Raw genomic sequence first — 16,436 nt, 5'->3', positions numbered from 1 at the left:
ACACATGCCTCAGCTGCCGAACCATGTCCTCTTCGGGGCGGCCTACTACCACGAGTACCAGCCCACCGACCGCCTGGAACGCGACCTGAACCTGATGGCCGACGCCGGGTTCACCGTCATCCGCGTCGGCGAGTCGGTGTGGTCGACCTGGGAACCGGAGGAGGGCCGGTTCGACCTCGACTGGCTGCAACCGGTCCTCGACGGCGCCCAGCGGCGGGGAATCGCCGTCATCCTGGGCACCCCGACCTACGCGGTCCCGCCCTGGCTGGCCCGGCTGTATCCGGAGATCGCCGGCGAGCGCAGTTCCGGCGAGCCGATCGGCTGGGGCGCCCGGCAGGAGGTCGACTTCACCCATCCCGCGTTCCGCTTCCACGCTGAGCGGATCATCCGCCGCGTCATCAGCCGCTACGCCCGGCACCCGGCGGTCATCGGCTTTCAGGTCGACAACGAGCCCGGCCTGGAACTGCTGCACAACCACGGGGTCTTCCAGCGGTTCACCGACCACCTGCGCCACGAGTACGGCACCGTCGAGAACCTCAACGAGCAATGGGGCCTGGTCTACTGGTCGCACCGGCTGTCGACCTGGGCCGACCTGTGGCGGCCCGACGGCAACGCCCAACCCCAATACGAGATCGCCTGGCGACGGTTCCAGGCAAGCCAGACCGAGCAGTTCATCAGCTGGCAGGCCGAGATCGTACGCGAATACGCGCGCCCCGAGCAGTTCGTCACCACCTGCCTGGCCTACGACCGGCCCGCCTTCGACGACGACCAGCTGACCGAGGCGCTCGACGTCACCGCCGGCAACGCCTACTACGTCATGCAGGACGGACTCGCCCTGCCGGACCGGCGCACACCGACGCAGACGTGGACCACCGACGGCACCTGGGCGCTGTATCTGAGCGCCGACCGCATGTACTCCTCGAAGCAGGCGCCGTTCCTGGTCACCGAGACCAATGCGTCGCACATCGGCTTCTCCTGGGACAGCCGGCCGGCCTACGACGGCCAGTGGCGCCAGGCCGCGTGGGCCCTGGTGGCCCGCGGCGCCCGCATGATCGGCTATTGGCACTGGCACACGCTGCACTTCGGTACCGAGACCTACTGGGGTGGCATCCTGCCGCACAGCGGCGAACCGGGGCGCACCTACACCGAGCTCGCCGAGCTGGGCGCCGAGTTCCAGCAGGCCGGTGAGCTGGTCGCCGGCCTGACCCCGGACGCCGACGTCGCCCTGCTGTTCTCCATGCCGACCCGCTGGATCATGCAGAAGTATCCGGCCCTGTCCCACCCCGACGGCACCCCCGACGAGCGCGCCTATCAGGGACTCATCGAGCCGTTCTACCGCGGCGCATTCGATGCCGGACTCCAGGTCCGCATCATCCACGCCACCCGGCTCCCGACCATCGACGACGCCGTCCGCCAGTTCCCGGTGCTGATCGCCGCCGGCCTTTACCTCACCGACGACGAAACCCTCGACTGGCTGCGCGACTACGCCCACGCCGGCGGGCACCTGATCCTCGGGCCGCGCACCGGATACGCGGACCAACAGGCCCGGGCCCGCACTGATCGGATGCCGGCCCGGCTCGCTGACGCGGCCGGAGCCTGGTACGACGAGTTCAGCACCATCCACACCCCGATCGAGGTGGCCACCGCCGATCCCGCAGAGTTTCCGATCCCGGACGGCTCGACCGCGACCCGCTGGGTGGACGGTCTCACCGTCGACGGAGCAACTGTTCTCGCCCACTACCGGCACCCGCACTTCGGCCGATGGCCGGCCGTCACCACCCGCACCGCCGGCCGGGGCCGGATCACCCACGTCGGCACCGTGCCCGACCTCGCACTCGGCGAGGCTCTGCTGCGATGGGCAGCCTCCGGGCGTACCTCCGCATGGCGCGACCTGCCCACCTCCGTCACCTGTACCGGGGCCACCGCGGCCGACGGCAGCCGGCTGCGGTTCGTGCACAACTGGTCCTTCGACCCAGCCACCGTCACCGTGCCGATCGACTGCCGCGACGTACTGACCGGCAAACCGCTACCGGCCGGCGACGACCTCCAGCTTGCTGCATGGGACGTCCGCGTCCTCGTCGAGCAGCCGCCGCAAACCTGACGCCGCATCCCCGAATCGTCCGGGCACCCCGTCCTCGCGCCCGGCGGAAAGGAAATGTCATGAACGACCGCTCCCGAAGCCGACCGCTGCGCAGTGCCGTGGCCGTACTGTTCGCCATGCTGTTGACGCTCGCCGGGCCCGCGCTGCCCGCCGAGGCCGTAAGCCCGACGCCGCGGACCCTCTTCCAACTTCCCACCGACGCCAGGTGCACCAAGGGATTCAGCAACTGCAGCGTGTACCCGAAGGCCGCGGCACTGCCGGGCGGACGCCTGGTGGCCGCGTTCGAGAAGGCCACCGTCGGCCCGACCGGCACGGCAGCCGGCCAGGTCATCCCGGTGTACCGCAGTGACGACGACGGCACCACCTGGCAGTGGCTGTCCGACGTTCCCGCCCCGGCCTACGCATCCGGCGACCCGGCCCATGCCCGGTACACCAGCAGCTGGACCAACCCGTACTTCTACGTCCTGCCGCAGAACGTCGGCAACCTGAGCGCGGGTACCCTGCTGCTGTCCACCGTGGTGTCCGGCGAGGACGTGTACTACACCGAGCAGAAGGCGGCGGACCCGAACTGGGTGCCGACGAACGACGGCGATCGCCGCGACATGGCGATCGCCCTGTACGCCAGCACGAACCAGGGCGCCTCCTGGAGCTTCCTGAACATCATCACCACCGGCGGGTGGCAGGGCGGCAGCGCCGGCGCCATCGGTCAGCGGATCGCCCGGGCCAACACGTACCGGCAGGTCGACCCCATCTGGGAGCCGTACCTGATGGTTCACAACAACCAGCTCGTCGCCTACTACTCCGACGAGAACGACTACACCGGCTACGACGCGTCCACAGGTGTTCTGGCCATGCGTGCCGACAACAACACCGCTGGTGACTCCCACGGGCAGGTCATCGCCCACCGGACCTGGAACGGCAACACCGCCGGCGGGTGGAGCGCGCCCGTGGTCGACGTCGCCGGCCTCACCCAGAACGTCGGCGGCGTCAACCAGATCGGCGGCGGGCGACCCGGCATGCCCAACGTGGTACCGACCAGCGACGGCCGCTGGATGATGACCTACGAGTACTTCGGTGGCGGCGACAACACGCGCTACAAGATCTCGTCCGATCCGTTGCGGTTCTTCGCCGTCGGCGGGGCCGCCGGAACGAACATCACCACCCTGCCGGTCACCGCGGGGTCACCCGCGCTCACCACCGGCGGCAGCCCGGTGATCATCCGGCTGCCGGACGGCCGGTTGCTGTTCAACGCCGCCGGTAGCGGCGACGTGTGGGTCAACCCGACCGGAAGCAGCACCGGTCCCTGGACGCGCCAGCTCACCACCATCGGGGCCGGGTACAGCCGCAACCTGACGTATGTGCCCCGCACCGGACGAGTGCTGGTCCTCTCCGGTGCCAGCCACATCCAGCACGCCGACATCGACTTCGGGCGTTCCGCCGGGGCGTACTACAAGCTGGTCAACCGGCGCAGCGGCAAGGTCCTCGACGCGTACGGCGCCACCCTGACCGACGGCGCGAACCTGGTGCAGTGGGCCGACAACGGCGGCATCAACCAGCACTGGCACGTGAGCGACATCGGCGGCGGCTACCGGACGCTGCTCAACCGCAACAGCGGTCAGGCCGTGTCGATCTGGCAGACGAGCACCGCCGACGGGGCACAAGCGGTGCAATGGGTGCACAACACCGGATTCGATCAGGCCTACACGCTGGAAGCCGTCGGCGGCTACTACGAGATCCGCGCCCGCCACAGCGGCAAGCTGCTGACCGTGTCCGGTGGCTCAGCTGCCGACGGCGCCCCAGTCATCCAATGGCCGGACCAGAACCTAACCGAACAGCAGTGGTCCCTGGTCCAAGTATCGAACTGACGGAACCGGTCTCCGGCCTCTCCGTCGCCACGCCCGGCGACGGAGAAAGAGATGGCCGTCGCCGAGTCCGTCACCAACTAGGTTTGACAGAGCCTTCTCCGTGCGCCCAGTAGATGTGTTCTCGGCCCGCACGGCGCCGGCTGTAGAGGAAAGGGCGCCGGTCAGTCGAGGCCGGCGTCGACCAGCGTCGGTCGGGCGGCGCCCGCATCCCGGCGCACCAGCTGGCTGAACCGCCAGGCGTCGGCGGCCCGGGGCAGATTGTTGAACATCACGTATGCCGGGCCGTCGCCGACGGTGTCGGCGAGGTGCGCCAGCTCAGCATCCGTGTACATGTGCCGGGCGCCGGTGATGCCGTGCAGCCGGTAGTAGGCCATCGGCGTCAGGCTGCGGCGCAGGAACGGGTCGGCGGCGTGGGTCAGGTCGAGTTCCTCGCACAAGCCCCGGACCACCTCATCCGGCCACGGGCCGCGCGGCTCCCACAACAGCCGGACACCGGCCGGCCGGCGCGCTCTGGCGAAGAACTCACGCAGCCGCGCGATGGCGGTCTCGGTCGGCCGGAAGCTCGCCGGGCACTGCAGCAGGATCGCGGTCGCTTCCAGGATCGCGGCGCAGCCGAGCGTGGTCTCCCAGGCGCGCGCAACGACGGGCGTCCACCGGAAACCGCCGACCTGGGTGCGTTCCTCGGCTGTCAGTGGGGTGCGCAGCCGCCGGTATGTGGAGCTTTTCGCCTCATGCGTGATCAACTGCCACGCCTTGATGGTGAACTCGAACGCCGGTGGAACGCTGGCCCGCCACCGCCGCAGCGTCGCCTCGCGGGGCGGCTCGTAGAACGTCTGCTGCACCTCCAGCACCCGGAAGCGTTGCGAGTAGGACGTCAGCGCCATGCTGGCTCCGCACAGGCCGACCTTCGTCCGAGTCATATGCCACGGATACCCCTAGATGCCGCGGGAATCACATCGGGACGTCAGGGTGGCAAGCGTGCGGTATCGCCGCGCCCTCGCGGCCATAGCCGCCGTGAATTGGAGCGATAGCCAGCGCGGATTTCCCCTCGCCCGGGTTAATTCCTAGCGTCATGCACATCACACATCAGTGACGCGGTAGCCGTTGATGGCAGAGCTCCTGAACTCGCTGAACGGTGCATCCGTTCCGGAACTGACGCCGACGTGCCGGCCGATCCGCAACCGAGGAGAACAACGATGTCTGCTTCTTCACCATCCCCGAGACGTGGACGCGTCGCCGTCATCGGCGGCGGACCGGCCGGCATGGCCACCGCGCTGTCCGTACATCAGGCCGGCCACGACGTGGCGATCTTCGAGCGTTACCGGGAGGCCCGCCCGGCCGGCAACGTTCTGAACCTGTGGCCGCCGCCGCTGAAAGCTCTCGGGCTGATGGGGGTGGACACGACCGACCTGGGTGCGCCGTGCCTGTCGCAGTTCCGCAACGACAAGGGGCGCGTGCGCGCCACGATCAAGAGCGACCCCGAGATCGAGAAACAGTACGGTCGCGGCGGTGGCTTCATCGGCCTGCTACGACCCGAGCTGTACGAGCGGATGCTCGCGGCGCTGCCGCCCGGCGTGCTGCGCACCAACCAGAGCGTCGACCGGATCGAGCAGGACGAACGGGCCGTCACCCTGCACCTGGCCGACGGCAGCACCTACGAAGCCGACGTGCTGGTCGGCGCCGACGGCATCGACTCAGTCGTGCGCCGCACGCTGTGGGGTGACGGCCCCAAGCGTGAGCATCGTCTGCACGCGATCGCCGGCTACACCTTCGCCGACGACATCGGCGGCGAGACCGGCTACTGCGTCATCGGGCACGGTCGCGAGGTGCAGGGCAGCTGGACGTCGATCCGCTACAAGGGCCGCGACGGCTACCAGTGGTGGGTGCTCGAGGCCTGCGACCCGGACGCCCCCGCGCCGGCCGACCTGCTGGCCCGGGCCAAGCAACTGGGCCGCACGTTCCCGCACCCGCTGCCGCAGCTGATCGAGCGGACCGAGGCGCAGCATGTCCAGCGCTGGGTGCTGCGCGACCGTGGTTTCCTGCCGCAGTGGTCGCAGGGCCGGATCACGCTCGCCGGGGACGCGGCACATGCCACCTCCCCGTACGCCGCGTATGGCGCGGGCATGGCCATCGAGGACGGCTACTTCATCGGCCGCCGACTGCGCGGCGTCGACCTGACCGACTTCGCCGCTGTCCGGCAGGCGCTGCAGGCGTACGAGGAGCCGCGCAAGCCGCACACGGCGTTCCAGGTCACGATGGCTTACCGCAACGGGCAGATGTTCCACCACACCCCGAGACTGCTGCGGCCGGTCCGCGACTTCATCTTCGACCGCACACCGTTCCTGCAGAAGGTCGTCGGCGACACCAACCCCGCCGAGATCAACAAGCAGCTCGCCCTCATCACCGACTGATCAGCCGGCATCTGCCAGTGCGCCGGGCCCTCCGCCAAGGGACCCCGGCGCATCGGCGCGTGCCGACGATCAGCAGATCAGAGGTCCAGGACGAGCCGCCCGCCGGCCGCAGCCGAGACGCAGGCGACCACGTGCCGGCCGGATGCCCGCTCGGTGTCCGTGAGCACCGAGTCGCGGTGCCGGACGGCACCGTGCAGGACAGGAACGATGCACGCGCCGCAGATGCCGGAGCCGCACGACGCCGGCACGTCGACGCCGGCGTCGATCAGCGCCTCGAGCAGCGGAGTGTTCGCCGGCACCCGGATCCGGTCGCCGCGCCGGGCGAGGACCAGCTCGCAGCCGGGCGTCTCACCCGGCCCGCTCGGCCGGCCGTCGAACTGCTGCCGGTGCAGTGTCAGCCCGGGCCGGCCGGCGGTGAGCCCGGTGACCGCGTCGACGAAGCGGGCACTTCCGCAGGCGTACACCGCGGTGCCGTCGGCCGCGGCCATCACCGCCTCCGCGACGGCATCCAGGTCGCTGGCCAGGTCCGCGCCCGCGCCGAGCGAGCGAACCTCGTCCGCCAGCACCGAATCGCGATGGTCGAGGTGAAGCAGCGTCCACGGGAAGATGCGGGCGGCGTCGACCCAGCGTGCCATCGGCAGCAGCGGCGCTATGCCGACGCCGGAGGCGAGAAAGAGATAGCGGCCGGCGCCGACGAGACCGAAGCGGTCACGCGGTCCCCGGGCGTGGACGATGTCCCCGACCCGCAGGCGGTCATGCAGGTAGGCGGAGGCGCCACCATCGGTTCGACGGCGCACCAGCACCCGCCAGGAGGTGGCGTCGTAGGGGTCCCCGCACAGCGAATACGGGCGGACCAGGCCGCCAGGAAGAACCAGGTCGATGTGCGCACCCGGCGCCCAGCGCGGCAGAGCGGCCTCGTCGGCAGGCCCCAGCCGCAGCTCGATCGTGGCCGGGCCGACCAGCCGCCGGCCGCGGACGAGCAGGGCACGGCCCAGCTGCCCGGCGACCGGCGGCCGCACGGTCACTGCTCCGGTACGCAGGTGTTGCGCTGCTCGCCCAGGCCGGCGATCGCCGTACGCATCACGTCTCCGGCCCGCAACCAGCGCTTCCAATGCCCGCCGTTGCCGGCCGGGCTGCCGGTGAGGATCAGGTCCCCCGGGTAGAGCGTGGTCGCGGCGGACGCCTCGGCGATCAGCGTGGGCACGTCGAAGAGCATGTTGCCGGGTACGTCCTGCTGCAGGCGCTCGCCGTTGAGCTCGAAGGTGATCTCGAGCTTGCGGTGGTCACCGACCTGGTCGGCGGGCACCAGGAACGGGCCGGTCGGCAGGAACGTCGGCCGGTTCTTCGCTCGCAGCCAGTCGCCGCCGAGGGCCTTGTGCTCGGCCGGGAACTGCAGGTCCCGGGCGCTGATGTCGTTGCACACCGTGTAGCCGGCCACGTAATCCATCGCCTGCTCGCGGGAGACCCGCCGTGCGGGCGCGCCGATGACCACAGCGAGTTCGGCCTCCCAGTCGACCTGGCTCGCCTCGGCCGGCAGCAGCACGTCGTCATCCGGGCCGCAGATCGCCGCCGGAAGGCCGCTGAACAGGAACGGGCTGCCGCTACGCGCACGCTCGTCCATCATCTGCTCCGCCGCGCGGCGCAACTCGTCATCGGAGCGGGGATCGTCAGCGGCCCGGCTGGACACGATGATCTCGGCGACGTGAGTGCGGTAGTTCGCACCGGCCTGCAGGATCTGCCGGGGTTCCACCGGGGCGAGCGTGCGCAGCACGTCGAGCGGGACACCGTCGCCCGGCGTGGCGGAGCCGGCCAGCTCGGCAAGCCTCGGGTGGATGTAAGCCCAGTTGTCGAGCAGGGCCCGCAGCGTGGCCGGGCCGGCGGTCAGCCCGTCGTCCTGCAACGGGATCGCCCGGTCGCCCACCACCACCGCCACGAACTGTCGCGCCCCGTCGTCGAAGCGGCCCAGCGCCCAGCCGTTCACGAACCGCGTCATCGTACGATCTCCGTTCCGTTGACCTGGGCCAGTGCCGCGCCGCCGGCGTACTCGGCGTGCTCATCCAACTCGGCCTCCAGACGCAGCAGCCGGTTCCACTTGGCGGTGCGTTCGGAGCGGGTGGTGGAGCCGACCTTGATCTGGCCGGTCCGCCAGCCGACGGCGAGGTCCGCCAGCCAGTCGTCCTCGGTCTCGCCGGAGCGGGCCGACAGCACGGTGGCGTAGCCGGCCGCGTGGGCCCGGCGGACCACCGAGCGGGCGGTGTCCAGCGTGCCGATCTGGTTCGGTTTGACCAGCACCGCGTTGGCGACCTGCTCGCCGATGCCGCGGTCGAGCCGGTCCGGGTTGGTGACGAACAGGTCGTCGCCGAGCAACTGCCGCCCGGCGAGGCGCTGAGTGGCGATGCGCCAGCCGGCCCAGTCGTCCTCGGCGAGCGCGTCCTCCAGCGACACGATCGGGTACGACGCGCACCAGGCGGCCAGTTCGTCGACGAGACCGTCGGCGGTCAGTTCCCGGTTCTCGGTGGCCAGCACGTAGCGGCCGTCCGCGCGTACGAATTGGGTCGCGGCCACGTCGATGGCGATGGCGACGTCGTCGCCCGGTCGCAGGCCGGCGCGCTGGATGCCCGCGACGAGCACGTCGAGCGCCGCCCGGTTGGTGGGCAGCAGCGGCCCGAGGCCGCCCTCGTCGGCGACCAGGGCGACCGGCAGGCCGCGACCGGTCAGTTCCTCGGCGGCGCCGGCGCGCACCCGGCTCGCCCATTCGATGGCCTCGGCGAACGAGCGCGCACCGACGGGTACGGCGAGGAAGTCCTGCACGTCGATCGAGCGGCCGGAGTGCGCCCCACCGGAGATGATGTTGACCATCGGCAGCGGCAACAGCGGGGCGGCGCCCTCGTCGGCGACAGCCCGGTACAGCGGAACAGCGCGGGCGGCCGCCCCGGCCAGTGCCGCCGCCACCGAGACCGCGAGGACGGCGTTGGCGCCCAGCCGCCGCAGATCGGGCGTGCCGTCCAGGTCCCGCAGAAGCCCGTCGAGGGTGGCCTGATCGGTGGCGTCGCATCCCCGGACGGCGTCGGCGATCTCACCGGTCACGTTGGCCACGGCGAGCCGTACCCCGTTCCCGGCGTAGCGGGCCTCTCCGTCGCGCAGTTCCCGGGCTTCGTGGCGGCCGGTGGAGGCGCCGGACGGGACGGCGGCCCGGCCGGTCGCGCCGCCGTCGAGGCGCACTTCGCAGCCGACGGTGGGTTTGCCGCGTGAGTCCAGGGCCTCCCAGGCGAGCAGGCCGATGATGGTGGTGTCGCTCATGCGATCAGCTCCCAGGCGTCGAGCGTGGTCGGCGGGGGATCGGACAGCAGCCGGCGGGCGAGGGCCCGGGTGCGCTGCCGATCGGTTTCGGTCAGGTAGGCGGCCGGGCTCTTGCCGTCGACGCGGGCGAGCAGCAGGCAGCCGGTCTGGCGGACCAGCTGCGCGGCATCGATGCGGACCGCGCCGGCCAGTTCGGCCGCCCAGCTGTCGAGGAAAGTGCGGGCCGCTGCCGCGTAGCCCTGGGTGGCGGCCGGCCGGTGCACGGTCTTGAGCAGCAGGTGGCCGATGGTCCAGGCGGGGTCGAACGTGGGGTCGCCGAGGTGGGCGACCTCCCAGTCGATCACCCACGCGCCGTCCCCGCCGGGTTCGACGAGAACGTTCTTCGGGGTGTAGTCGCCGTGCACGAGGCACACCGTCGACTCCTGCATCACCGCGGTCGTGTGGTTGACGACGTCGGCCAGGCCGGGATGACGTGCGGCGACGGTGCGGTGGAACGGGTCGGTGCGTAACTGGTCGAACGCGGTGCGGTCGGCGAATTCCCGGGCGATCGCGGCGTCTCCGGCGGTGCGGCGCTGCCAGGTTCCCAGCGCCCGGCCCAGGCGTGCGGCGACCCGGGTGTCGACCGCCCCGTTGAGCAGGTCCTGTTTCCAGGTCCGCCACGTGTCCGGTGCTCGTTCGATCACCAGGTAGCCGTCCGCCAGGTCGTAGACGCGGGGGACCGCGCCGGGCAGCAGCCGCCCGGCGGTCTGAAGGGCGCGGCCCTCGGTGGTCAGGCGTGCCGGGTCGGCCAGCCATTCCTCGGCGACCCGCAGCCGGCCGAGGGCCCGCTTGACCACCGCGTCGAGGTCGGGGGCGGTGACCGCGACGACGTCGTTGGAGACGCCTCCGGCGAGCGGCCGTACCTGGACGTCGCGTGACGTCGTCAGTCCTCGCCGGTGCAGATGTCCGGCCAGGTCGTCCACCTCGGTGGTCATCGCGCCGCCAGCGGGGTACGCAGCGCCGCGGAGGTGAGCACGCCGGGGTTGACGATGGTGGCGGGTAGCCGTCCGGCGAGCACGTCGACGACGTTGGTCGCCGCCCGGCGCGCGAGTTCGGCGAGCGAACCGTCGGAGGAGAACGCCGTGTGCGGGGTGAGGACCACGTCGTCGCGGGTGCGCAGCGGATGGTCGGCCGGTAGTGGCTCGGGGTCGGTGACGTCGAGGGCGGCGCCGGCGATCGTGCCGTGTTCCAGTGCTTTGAGCAGGGCGGCGGTGTCCACCAGCGGCCCGCGGGCGGTGTTGACGAGCCAGGCGGTGGGCTTCATGGCGGCCAGCTCGGCTGCGCCGATCAGCTGCCGGGTGCGGTCGGTGAGCGGCATGTGCAGCGACACCATGTCGGCCTCGGCGAGCAGGTCTTTCAGCGAGGCGGCCCAGCGGACGCCGGGCACCGGTCGTGGTGACCGGCTGAAAGCCACCACGTCCAGGCCCAGGGCGTGGGCACGCTCGGCCAGCGCGCTGCCGATCGAGCCGAGTCCGACCAGCCCCAGAATCTTGCCGCGCAGCCGGCTCCCCGACCCCGGTACGGTGCGCCCCCACCCTCCGGCGGCGACGTCGCGGGTGAGCGGGATCAGCCGGCGGGCCAGCGCCAGGATGCCCAGCAGTGCCGAGTCGGCCACCTCGTCGACGCAGTAGACCGGCACGTTGCTGACGAGCATGCCGAGCCGGGTCGCGTGGCCGACGTCGATGTTGTCGACGCCGACGCCGTAGCGGGCCACCGTCCGGCACCGGACCGCCGCGTCGAGCACCTCGGCCGAGACGGTGCGGAAACAGGTCAGGATGGCGTCGGCGTCAACGGCCAGCGCGGCCAGCGCCGCCGTGTCGCCGGGCGGCGCCAGGATCAGCTCCGCGCCGGCGCCGGCCAGCACCGACCGTTCAACGTCGGTCGTCGGCCAGGCGACGTCGGTCACCAGGACGCGTGCGCCCATGTAGTTTCTCCCTGCGAGTGTTGGGGGGTCAGGCCGGCTGGCTGACGATGGCGGCGACCTTGCGGGTGATGCTGGGGACGTCGCCGCGGACGTGGTCGAGGTTCCACTGCGCGATCTGCAGGGAGGCTTCGACGACGGTTTTGACCCGGTCGTAGCGGCGGGCCATGAACGCGCTCCACAACGCGTCGTCGATGCGGTCCGCCGTGGTCAGCAGCTCGGCGAGCACGACGGCGTCCTCCAGGCCCATTGCCGCGCCCTGCGCGATGGTCGGCGGGCAGACGTGCACGGCGTCGCCGATGAGCACCACCCGGCCGCGATGCCACGGCGGGTCCAGCAGGTGCGTCTCGAACCAGGTGTAGTGCAGCTTCGCCGGGTCGGTGAGGGCGTCGCGGGCCTCGTCCCACGGACCGTGATAGTGGCTGATCAGCTTCCGGAATTCGGCCAGCCGCTCCTGCGGGCTCAACGTCGCGCGGTCCTGGGCGTCTTCCAGCAGTGACCAGTACGCGGTGTCGGCCGACGTCGGGCATACGCTGACCATGTGCGAGGCACCGCCGAAGACGACGTTGAAGGCGGTGACCCCGGCCGGCCGTGGACCGAACATGCGCCAGGCGCCCAGCCCCACGGACCGGGTCGTCAGTTCGACACCCAGTGTGCGCCGCATCGCTGACCGGACTCCGTCGGCGCCGACGACCACGTCGTAGCGGCCCGACGTGCCGTCGGAGAACCGGACGTCCACGCCGTCGCCGTCCTGCTCGACGGCGTCGACGATGGTGGAGAATCGCGCCTTGACGCCGGCGCGTTCGGCGCGGTCCATCAGGATGCGCGCCAGATCCGGCCGGTACATGCCCATGGTGGACGGCAGGTCGGGACCGCCGAACGGAATGTCGTCGACCTGGGCGACGACGGTGGCTGACGCATCCGGCGCACGGATGACGAGCTGGGAGAATGGGTAGCCGAGGGCGAGGCAGTCGTCCAGCACGCCGAGTTGGCGCAGCACACGCAGTGCGTTGCCTTGCAGGGTGATGCCCGATCCGAGGGCGGTGACGCCGGGTTTGATCTCGATGAGGTCGACGGCCACACCGGCGTCGGCGAGCAGGATGGCGGTGGCGGCTCCAGCCGCGCCGGCGCCGACGACCAGGACGTTGTTCACTGCGGGCATGGCAGGACTCCGTCAGGCCTGGTAGGGGTGCACGGCCTCGTTCGGCTGGAAGCGGAACTTGTGACCCCACATCTCCTGGCGCTTGCCGTTGCGGAAGTTGAGGTTGTTCGGCGAGCGCTTGTCCATCTCGTCGATGGCCGCGCCACCCCAGCCGTACTCGATCATGAAGCCGCCGGGGGTGTGGATGTAGTAGGAGATGACCTGGTCGCCGATGTGCCGCCCGAACGCCATCTGCAGATCCGGGTTGGCGTCGCCGCCGAGCACGTCGAAGTACGAGTAGCCGACGTCGTCGATGTCCACCGACTCGAGGTAGACGTGGTGCAGGCCGACCGAGTTCGGCACCTCCAGGAACGCGACGCTGTGGTGACGCGGGTTGACCCGCAGGAACCACATCTCACCCAGCGGCTCGTTCATCGTCAGCACCTCGCTGGGAATGAAGCCCATCGCGTCGATGTAGAAGTCGACGGCCTTGCGTGCGTCCGGGACGGCGAAGACGACGTGCCCGAGGCCCTGCTCCTTGGTGACGAATCCGGCGTGCGGGCGCGGCGGGTGCCAGTAGTGGTAGTTCGACTCCTGGTAGCAGAACAGCTCGAGCGGCAGGCCGAACGGGTCCTCGAACTGCACGAGCCGCTGCACGCCGCGGGCCTTGGTGGTGGCGTCGTCGGCGTAGCGCGGCTTGGCGCCGTTGTCCTCCAGCCGCTTGATCGCCGCGTCCAGATCCCGGTGATTGAGCACCTCCCAACCGGCGTAGGCGGTGCGGTACTCCTCACCCGGGTGGAACGACAGACGGTAATCCGCGTCGTCGATCTTCAACCGGACGGCGCCGTCCTCCCCGTCCGGGCCGAGCATGCAGCCGAGGACCTCGGGTCCCCAGGTGCGGAACTCCTCGTAACGGGGGGTCTGGACGCCGACGTAACCGAGTTTCGCGATGAGGCTGGTCATGGTGTCTCCTCGATGTCGGCGGTGTTTCGGTGTTGTTGAGGACGCTAGGAAGCGACCGCGCCGGGCGGAAATGCATGGTTGCTATCGCTCCAATTCATCGGTGATATGACTGGAGTCACACGCCGCACGATCAACTGCGTGTGCTGGGAGAAGCGATGAAACTCGGACAGGTCGACCTCAATCTGCTGGTCGTGCTGGACGCCCTGCTGCGGGAGAAGAACGTCACCCGGGCCGCTGAGCGGCTGCACCTGTCCCAGCCGGCCACCAGCACGGCCCTGGCCCGGCTGCGCAAGGTCCTCGGCGACCAGCTGCTCACCAAACACGGCCGCCACCTGGAGCTGACGCCTCGCGCCCAGGCACTCATCGACCCCGTGCGGGAAGTCCTGGCCACGATCGAGCAGACCATCGTCCGGCCGCCGGTGTTCGACCCGGCGACCGACACCCGGCGGTTCACGGTGATCGCCAGCGACTACGTGGGGGTGATGCTGCTGCGTCCCCTGCTCGGCCGGCTCGCCGGGGTGGCGGCCGGTCTGCGGCTGGACGCGACGCCGGTCGACAGCAGCTACCTGACCGCCCTGCAACGCGACGAGCTCGACATCGCGGTGCTGCCGGACCGGCTCGTCGGTGACGGCCTGCCCGAGTGTTCCCGGTTGCGGGTGCTCACCGATCGCTTCGTCGGCGCGGTGTGGAACGGGCATCCCACCCGCAAGGACCGGTTGGACGCCGAACTGCTGGCGTCCTCGCCCTACCTGATGTACAGCGTCGAGGGCCGGCGCTCCATCATCGAGGACGAGCTCGACGCCGCCGGCTGCGAGCGGCCCGTCGTGGCGACCGCCAGCGGCTTCATGACCATGCCGTTCATGCTGGCCGACACCGAGCTGGTCGCCGTGCTCCCGGAACGACTGGCCCGGCGGGTCGCCGGTGCCGCCGACATCCGCATCCTCGAACCCGAGATGCCGCTGCAGCCGCTGCACCAGTCGGCGTACTGGCATTCCCGGCGCGACCGCGACCCCGGGCACGTGTGGCTGCGCCAGGAGCTGCTCGCCGTCGCCGCAGACATTAGCCATTGACGCGCTGAATGCCAGGTAAAAGAAATGGCGAGTTCCCCCGGCGCCGCCGTCGTCTGATGCTGTCACCACCCCGTGGCAACGCCGTCGCGGTGACGAAGGGAGTGACTCGTGACCGTTGCGCGCCCACCGATCGGTTCCAGCCCGGTCCCCGCGATCGACGTTCACGCTCACCTGGCGATCCCGGCCGTCGACGCGCTGATCGTCGGCCTGCCCGGTCTGGCACAGCAGCGTCACCTCGACGCGGCCGCGCTCGGTCCCGCGTCACTCGCCGTCAACGTCCGGCAGATCGCCGCACTGGGACCCCGGCTGACCGACCTCGGGATCCGCCTGGCCGCCATGGACGCGGCACGGGTGGACGTGCAGGCGGTGAGCGCGGTACCGCTGCCGCACGCCTGGGCGGACCGGGAGCTGGCGGCCCGGGTCGTCGCGGTCAGCAACGAGAACCTCGTCGGGTACTGCGCGAAGGAACCGAACCGGCTGATCCCGATCGGCACAGTGTCGTTGCAGCATCCCGACCTTGCCGTCGAACAGCTTCGCTCGGCCGCCTCCGCGGGCATCCGCGGTGTGCAGATCTCGACAGCGGCAGGACCAGACCGGGAGCTGGACGATCCCTCGCTCGCGGACTTCTGGGCCGCCGCCGAGGAACTGGATCTGGCCGTACTGATCCACCCCTGGGGCTGCACGCTGGGCGCGCGCCTGAACGCCTACTACCTGTTCAACACCGTGGGCAACCCGACCGAGACCGCGCTCGCGCTGTCCCGGCTGCTGTTCAGCGGTGTGCTCGAACGCCACCCGCGGCTGCGCCTCTGGTCGGCGCACGGCGGAGGCTACCTGGCCAGCTACATCGTCCGGGCTGACCACGCCTGGGCGAACCGCACCGACGCTCGTACCACCACTTTGCCGCCGTCGCAGCTGCTGCGGCGCACGTTCGTCGACTCACTGGTCTACACGCCCGAACAACTGCGCCACCTCGTCGCCGTAATGGGGGCCACGCAGGTCACCCTCGGCAGCGACTACCCGTTCGACATGGGCGTCGACGACCCGGTCGACCGCCTGGAAGCCGCCGGCTTCGACGCCGCCACCACCGACGCGATCCGCGGCGGCAACGCCGCCCGTCTGCTCGCCCTGCCGACGACCGGAGCCTCGCGATGAACGGCTACGACATCACCGTCGGCTTCGGAACCGACCCCGAAGCCGCCATCGCCGAGGCGGCGAAACGGCTGCGCTCTGGTGTGGCCGGTGATCGTTGAAATGGCGCTCGTACGCGGCAAGGACGTCAACCAGCCGAACATCCGAACGTTGGCCATGTACATCAGGCCGCCAGCGGGTGTACCAGCTCGCTAGGCGGCCCGACTTTCCGACTCCGGTGGCGGATCTGGCTCAGGGCAGGTTCCCGCAGGTCGATGACCTCGATGGTGGCCGACCGCTTGTGCGGGTCCACTCCGGCGATGACGCTGGACATCTGTCCTCTCCCTCGCTGCTCCGAGCCGAGTGGCCAAGCTACGGCGCCGGGACCGAGATCGGTGACCACGTCGCCCCACCGTCCAGCGACATCGAGTAGGCCCCATCGGCCCTCAGGGCCGTGACTATCCCGCTGCGCTCGATGAAGCTGGAGACACCGGGCC

Annotated in this window: 14 protein-coding genes; 5 read left to right on the top strand and 9 right to left on the bottom strand. The window is 70.6% G+C overall.

The features are described from left to right. The first annotated feature begins 4 nt into the window (after window positions 1-4). Together I4J89_RS36550 and I4J89_RS36545 are read left to right on the top strand one after the other, a co-directional pair. Window positions 5-2,101, top strand: coding sequence for a beta-galactosidase (locus tag I4J89_RS36550; RefSeq protein WP_196418752.1), 2,097 nt, complete (start codon window positions 5-7; stop codon window positions 2,099-2,101). A gap of 59 nt (window positions 2,102-2,160) precedes the next feature. Then, window positions 2,161-3,966, top strand: a complete 1,806-nt coding sequence (locus tag I4J89_RS36545) for an RICIN domain-containing protein (RefSeq protein WP_230860207.1) — start codon at window positions 2,161-2,163, stop codon at window positions 3,964-3,966. A gap of 161 nt (window positions 3,967-4,127) precedes the next feature. Here I4J89_RS36545 and I4J89_RS36540 read toward each other — a convergent pair whose 3' ends face one another. Continuing rightward, window positions 4,128-4,850, bottom strand: coding sequence for a DUF72 domain-containing protein (locus I4J89_RS36540; RefSeq protein WP_230860206.1), 723 nt, complete (start codon window positions 4,848-4,850; stop codon window positions 4,128-4,130). Between the two features lie 312 nt (window positions 4,851-5,162). Between I4J89_RS36540 and I4J89_RS36535 the strand changes: the two genes are divergently transcribed. Further along, a complete protein-coding gene (locus tag I4J89_RS36535) occupies window positions 5,163-6,377 on the top strand; it encodes an FAD-dependent oxidoreductase (RefSeq protein WP_196418750.1) in 1,215 nt (404 codons plus the stop codon). A gap of 77 nt (window positions 6,378-6,454) precedes the next feature. Here the strand turns inward: I4J89_RS36535 and I4J89_RS36530 are convergent, their stop codons facing one another. The 7 genes from I4J89_RS36530 to I4J89_RS36500 are packed head-to-tail and all read right to left on the bottom strand — an operon-like array spanning window position 6,455 to window position 13,741. Further along, entirely contained in the window at window positions 6,455-7,396 is a 942-nt protein-coding gene (locus I4J89_RS36530) for a PDR/VanB family oxidoreductase (protein ID WP_196418749.1), read from the bottom strand. Window positions 7,397-7,398: 2 nt separating this feature from the next. Then, complete coding sequence (locus tag I4J89_RS36525) at window positions 7,399-8,370, bottom strand: fumarylacetoacetate hydrolase family protein (protein ID WP_196418748.1); 972 nt, start codon at window positions 8,368-8,370, stop codon at window positions 7,399-7,401. Continuing rightward, window positions 8,367-9,677: a phosphopyruvate hydratase gene (gene eno, locus I4J89_RS36520; protein WP_196418747.1), complete on the bottom strand. Its 1,311-nt coding sequence runs from the start codon at window positions 9,675-9,677 to the stop codon at window positions 8,367-8,369. Before eno ends, I4J89_RS36525 begins: the two co-directional genes overlap by 4 nt. Beyond that, the gene (locus I4J89_RS36515) at window positions 9,674-10,651 is read right to left on the bottom strand and encodes a phosphotransferase family protein (RefSeq protein ID WP_196418746.1); all 978 of its coding nucleotides are present in this window, start codon (window positions 10,649-10,651) and stop codon (window positions 9,674-9,676) included. The genes eno and I4J89_RS36515 overlap by 4 nt, the downstream gene beginning before the upstream one ends. Beyond that, window positions 10,648-11,640, bottom strand: coding sequence for a C-terminal binding protein (locus I4J89_RS36510; RefSeq protein WP_196418745.1), 993 nt, complete (start codon window positions 11,638-11,640; stop codon window positions 10,648-10,650). The genes I4J89_RS36515 and I4J89_RS36510 overlap by 4 nt, the downstream gene beginning before the upstream one ends. A 28-nt stretch (window positions 11,641-11,668) precedes the next feature. Further along, window positions 11,669-12,799, bottom strand: coding sequence for an FAD-dependent monooxygenase (locus tag I4J89_RS36505; protein ID WP_196418744.1), 1,131 nt, complete (start codon window positions 12,797-12,799; stop codon window positions 11,669-11,671). A 12-nt stretch (window positions 12,800-12,811) separates the two neighbouring features. Beyond that, window positions 12,812-13,741: a VOC family protein gene (locus I4J89_RS36500; protein WP_196418743.1), complete on the bottom strand. Its 930-nt coding sequence runs from the start codon at window positions 13,739-13,741 to the stop codon at window positions 12,812-12,814. Window positions 13,742-13,896: 155 nt separating this feature from the next. Between I4J89_RS36500 and I4J89_RS36495 the strand changes: the two genes are divergently transcribed. Continuing rightward, window positions 13,897-14,811, top strand: a complete 915-nt coding sequence (locus I4J89_RS36495) for a LysR family transcriptional regulator (RefSeq protein WP_196418742.1) — start codon at window positions 13,897-13,899, stop codon at window positions 14,809-14,811. 108 nt (window positions 14,812-14,919) lie between these two features. After that, window positions 14,920-15,963 (top strand): amidohydrolase family protein, encoded by a 1,044-nt coding sequence (locus I4J89_RS36490; protein ID WP_309238620.1) that lies wholly within the window; start codon window positions 14,920-14,922, stop codon window positions 15,961-15,963. Between the two features lie 160 nt (window positions 15,964-16,123). Here I4J89_RS36490 and I4J89_RS36485 read toward each other — a convergent pair whose 3' ends face one another. Beyond that, entirely contained in the window at window positions 16,124-16,273 is a 150-nt protein-coding gene (locus tag I4J89_RS36485; protein ID WP_196418741.1) for a hypothetical protein, read from the bottom strand. Window positions 16,274-16,436 lie beyond the last annotated feature (163 nt).

The sequence above is a fragment of the Actinoplanes aureus genome, assembly GCF_015704865.1.
Taxonomy (GTDB): Bacteria; Actinomycetota; Actinomycetes; order Mycobacteriales; family Micromonosporaceae; genus Actinoplanes; species Actinoplanes aureus.
Note: the sequence above shows the minus strand (reverse complement) of the source record. Positions and strands in the feature narration are given on the sequence as shown.

Bases quoted from the DNA above. Each gene is read 5' to 3' on its own strand.
- I4J89_RS36550 (WP_196418752.1), top strand. From the start codon at position 5: ATGCCTCAGCTGCCGAACCATGTCCTCTTCGGGGCGGCCTACTACCAC.
- I4J89_RS36545 (WP_230860207.1), top strand. From the start codon at position 2,161: ATGAACGACCGCTCCCGAAGCCGACCGCTGCGCAGTGCCGTGGCCGTA.
- I4J89_RS36540 (WP_230860206.1), bottom strand. From the start codon at position 4,850: ATGGCGCTGACGTCCTACTCGCAACGCTTCCGGGTGCTGGAGGTGCAG.
- I4J89_RS36535 (WP_196418750.1), top strand. From the start codon at position 5,163: ATGTCTGCTTCTTCACCATCCCCGAGACGTGGACGCGTCGCCGTCATC.
- I4J89_RS36525 (WP_196418748.1), bottom strand. From the start codon at position 8,370: ATGACGCGGTTCGTGAACGGCTGGGCGCTGGGCCGCTTCGACGACGGG.
- eno (WP_196418747.1), bottom strand. From the start codon at position 9,677: ATGAGCGACACCACCATCATCGGCCTGCTCGCCTGGGAGGCCCTGGAC.
- I4J89_RS36515 (WP_196418746.1), bottom strand. From the start codon at position 10,651: ATGACCACCGAGGTGGACGACCTGGCCGGACATCTGCACCGGCGAGGA.
- I4J89_RS36510 (WP_196418745.1), bottom strand. From the start codon at position 11,640: ATGGGCGCACGCGTCCTGGTGACCGACGTCGCCTGGCCGACGACCGAC.
- I4J89_RS36505 (WP_196418744.1), bottom strand. From the start codon at position 12,799: ATGCCCGCAGTGAACAACGTCCTGGTCGTCGGCGCCGGCGCGGCTGGA.
- I4J89_RS36500 (WP_196418743.1), bottom strand. From the start codon at position 13,741: ATGACCAGCCTCATCGCGAAACTCGGTTACGTCGGCGTCCAGACCCCC.
- I4J89_RS36495 (WP_196418742.1), top strand. From the start codon at position 13,897: ATGAAACTCGGACAGGTCGACCTCAATCTGCTGGTCGTGCTGGACGCC.
- I4J89_RS36485 (WP_196418741.1), bottom strand. From the start codon at position 16,273: ATGTCCAGCGTCATCGCCGGAGTGGACCCGCACAAGCGGTCGGCCACC.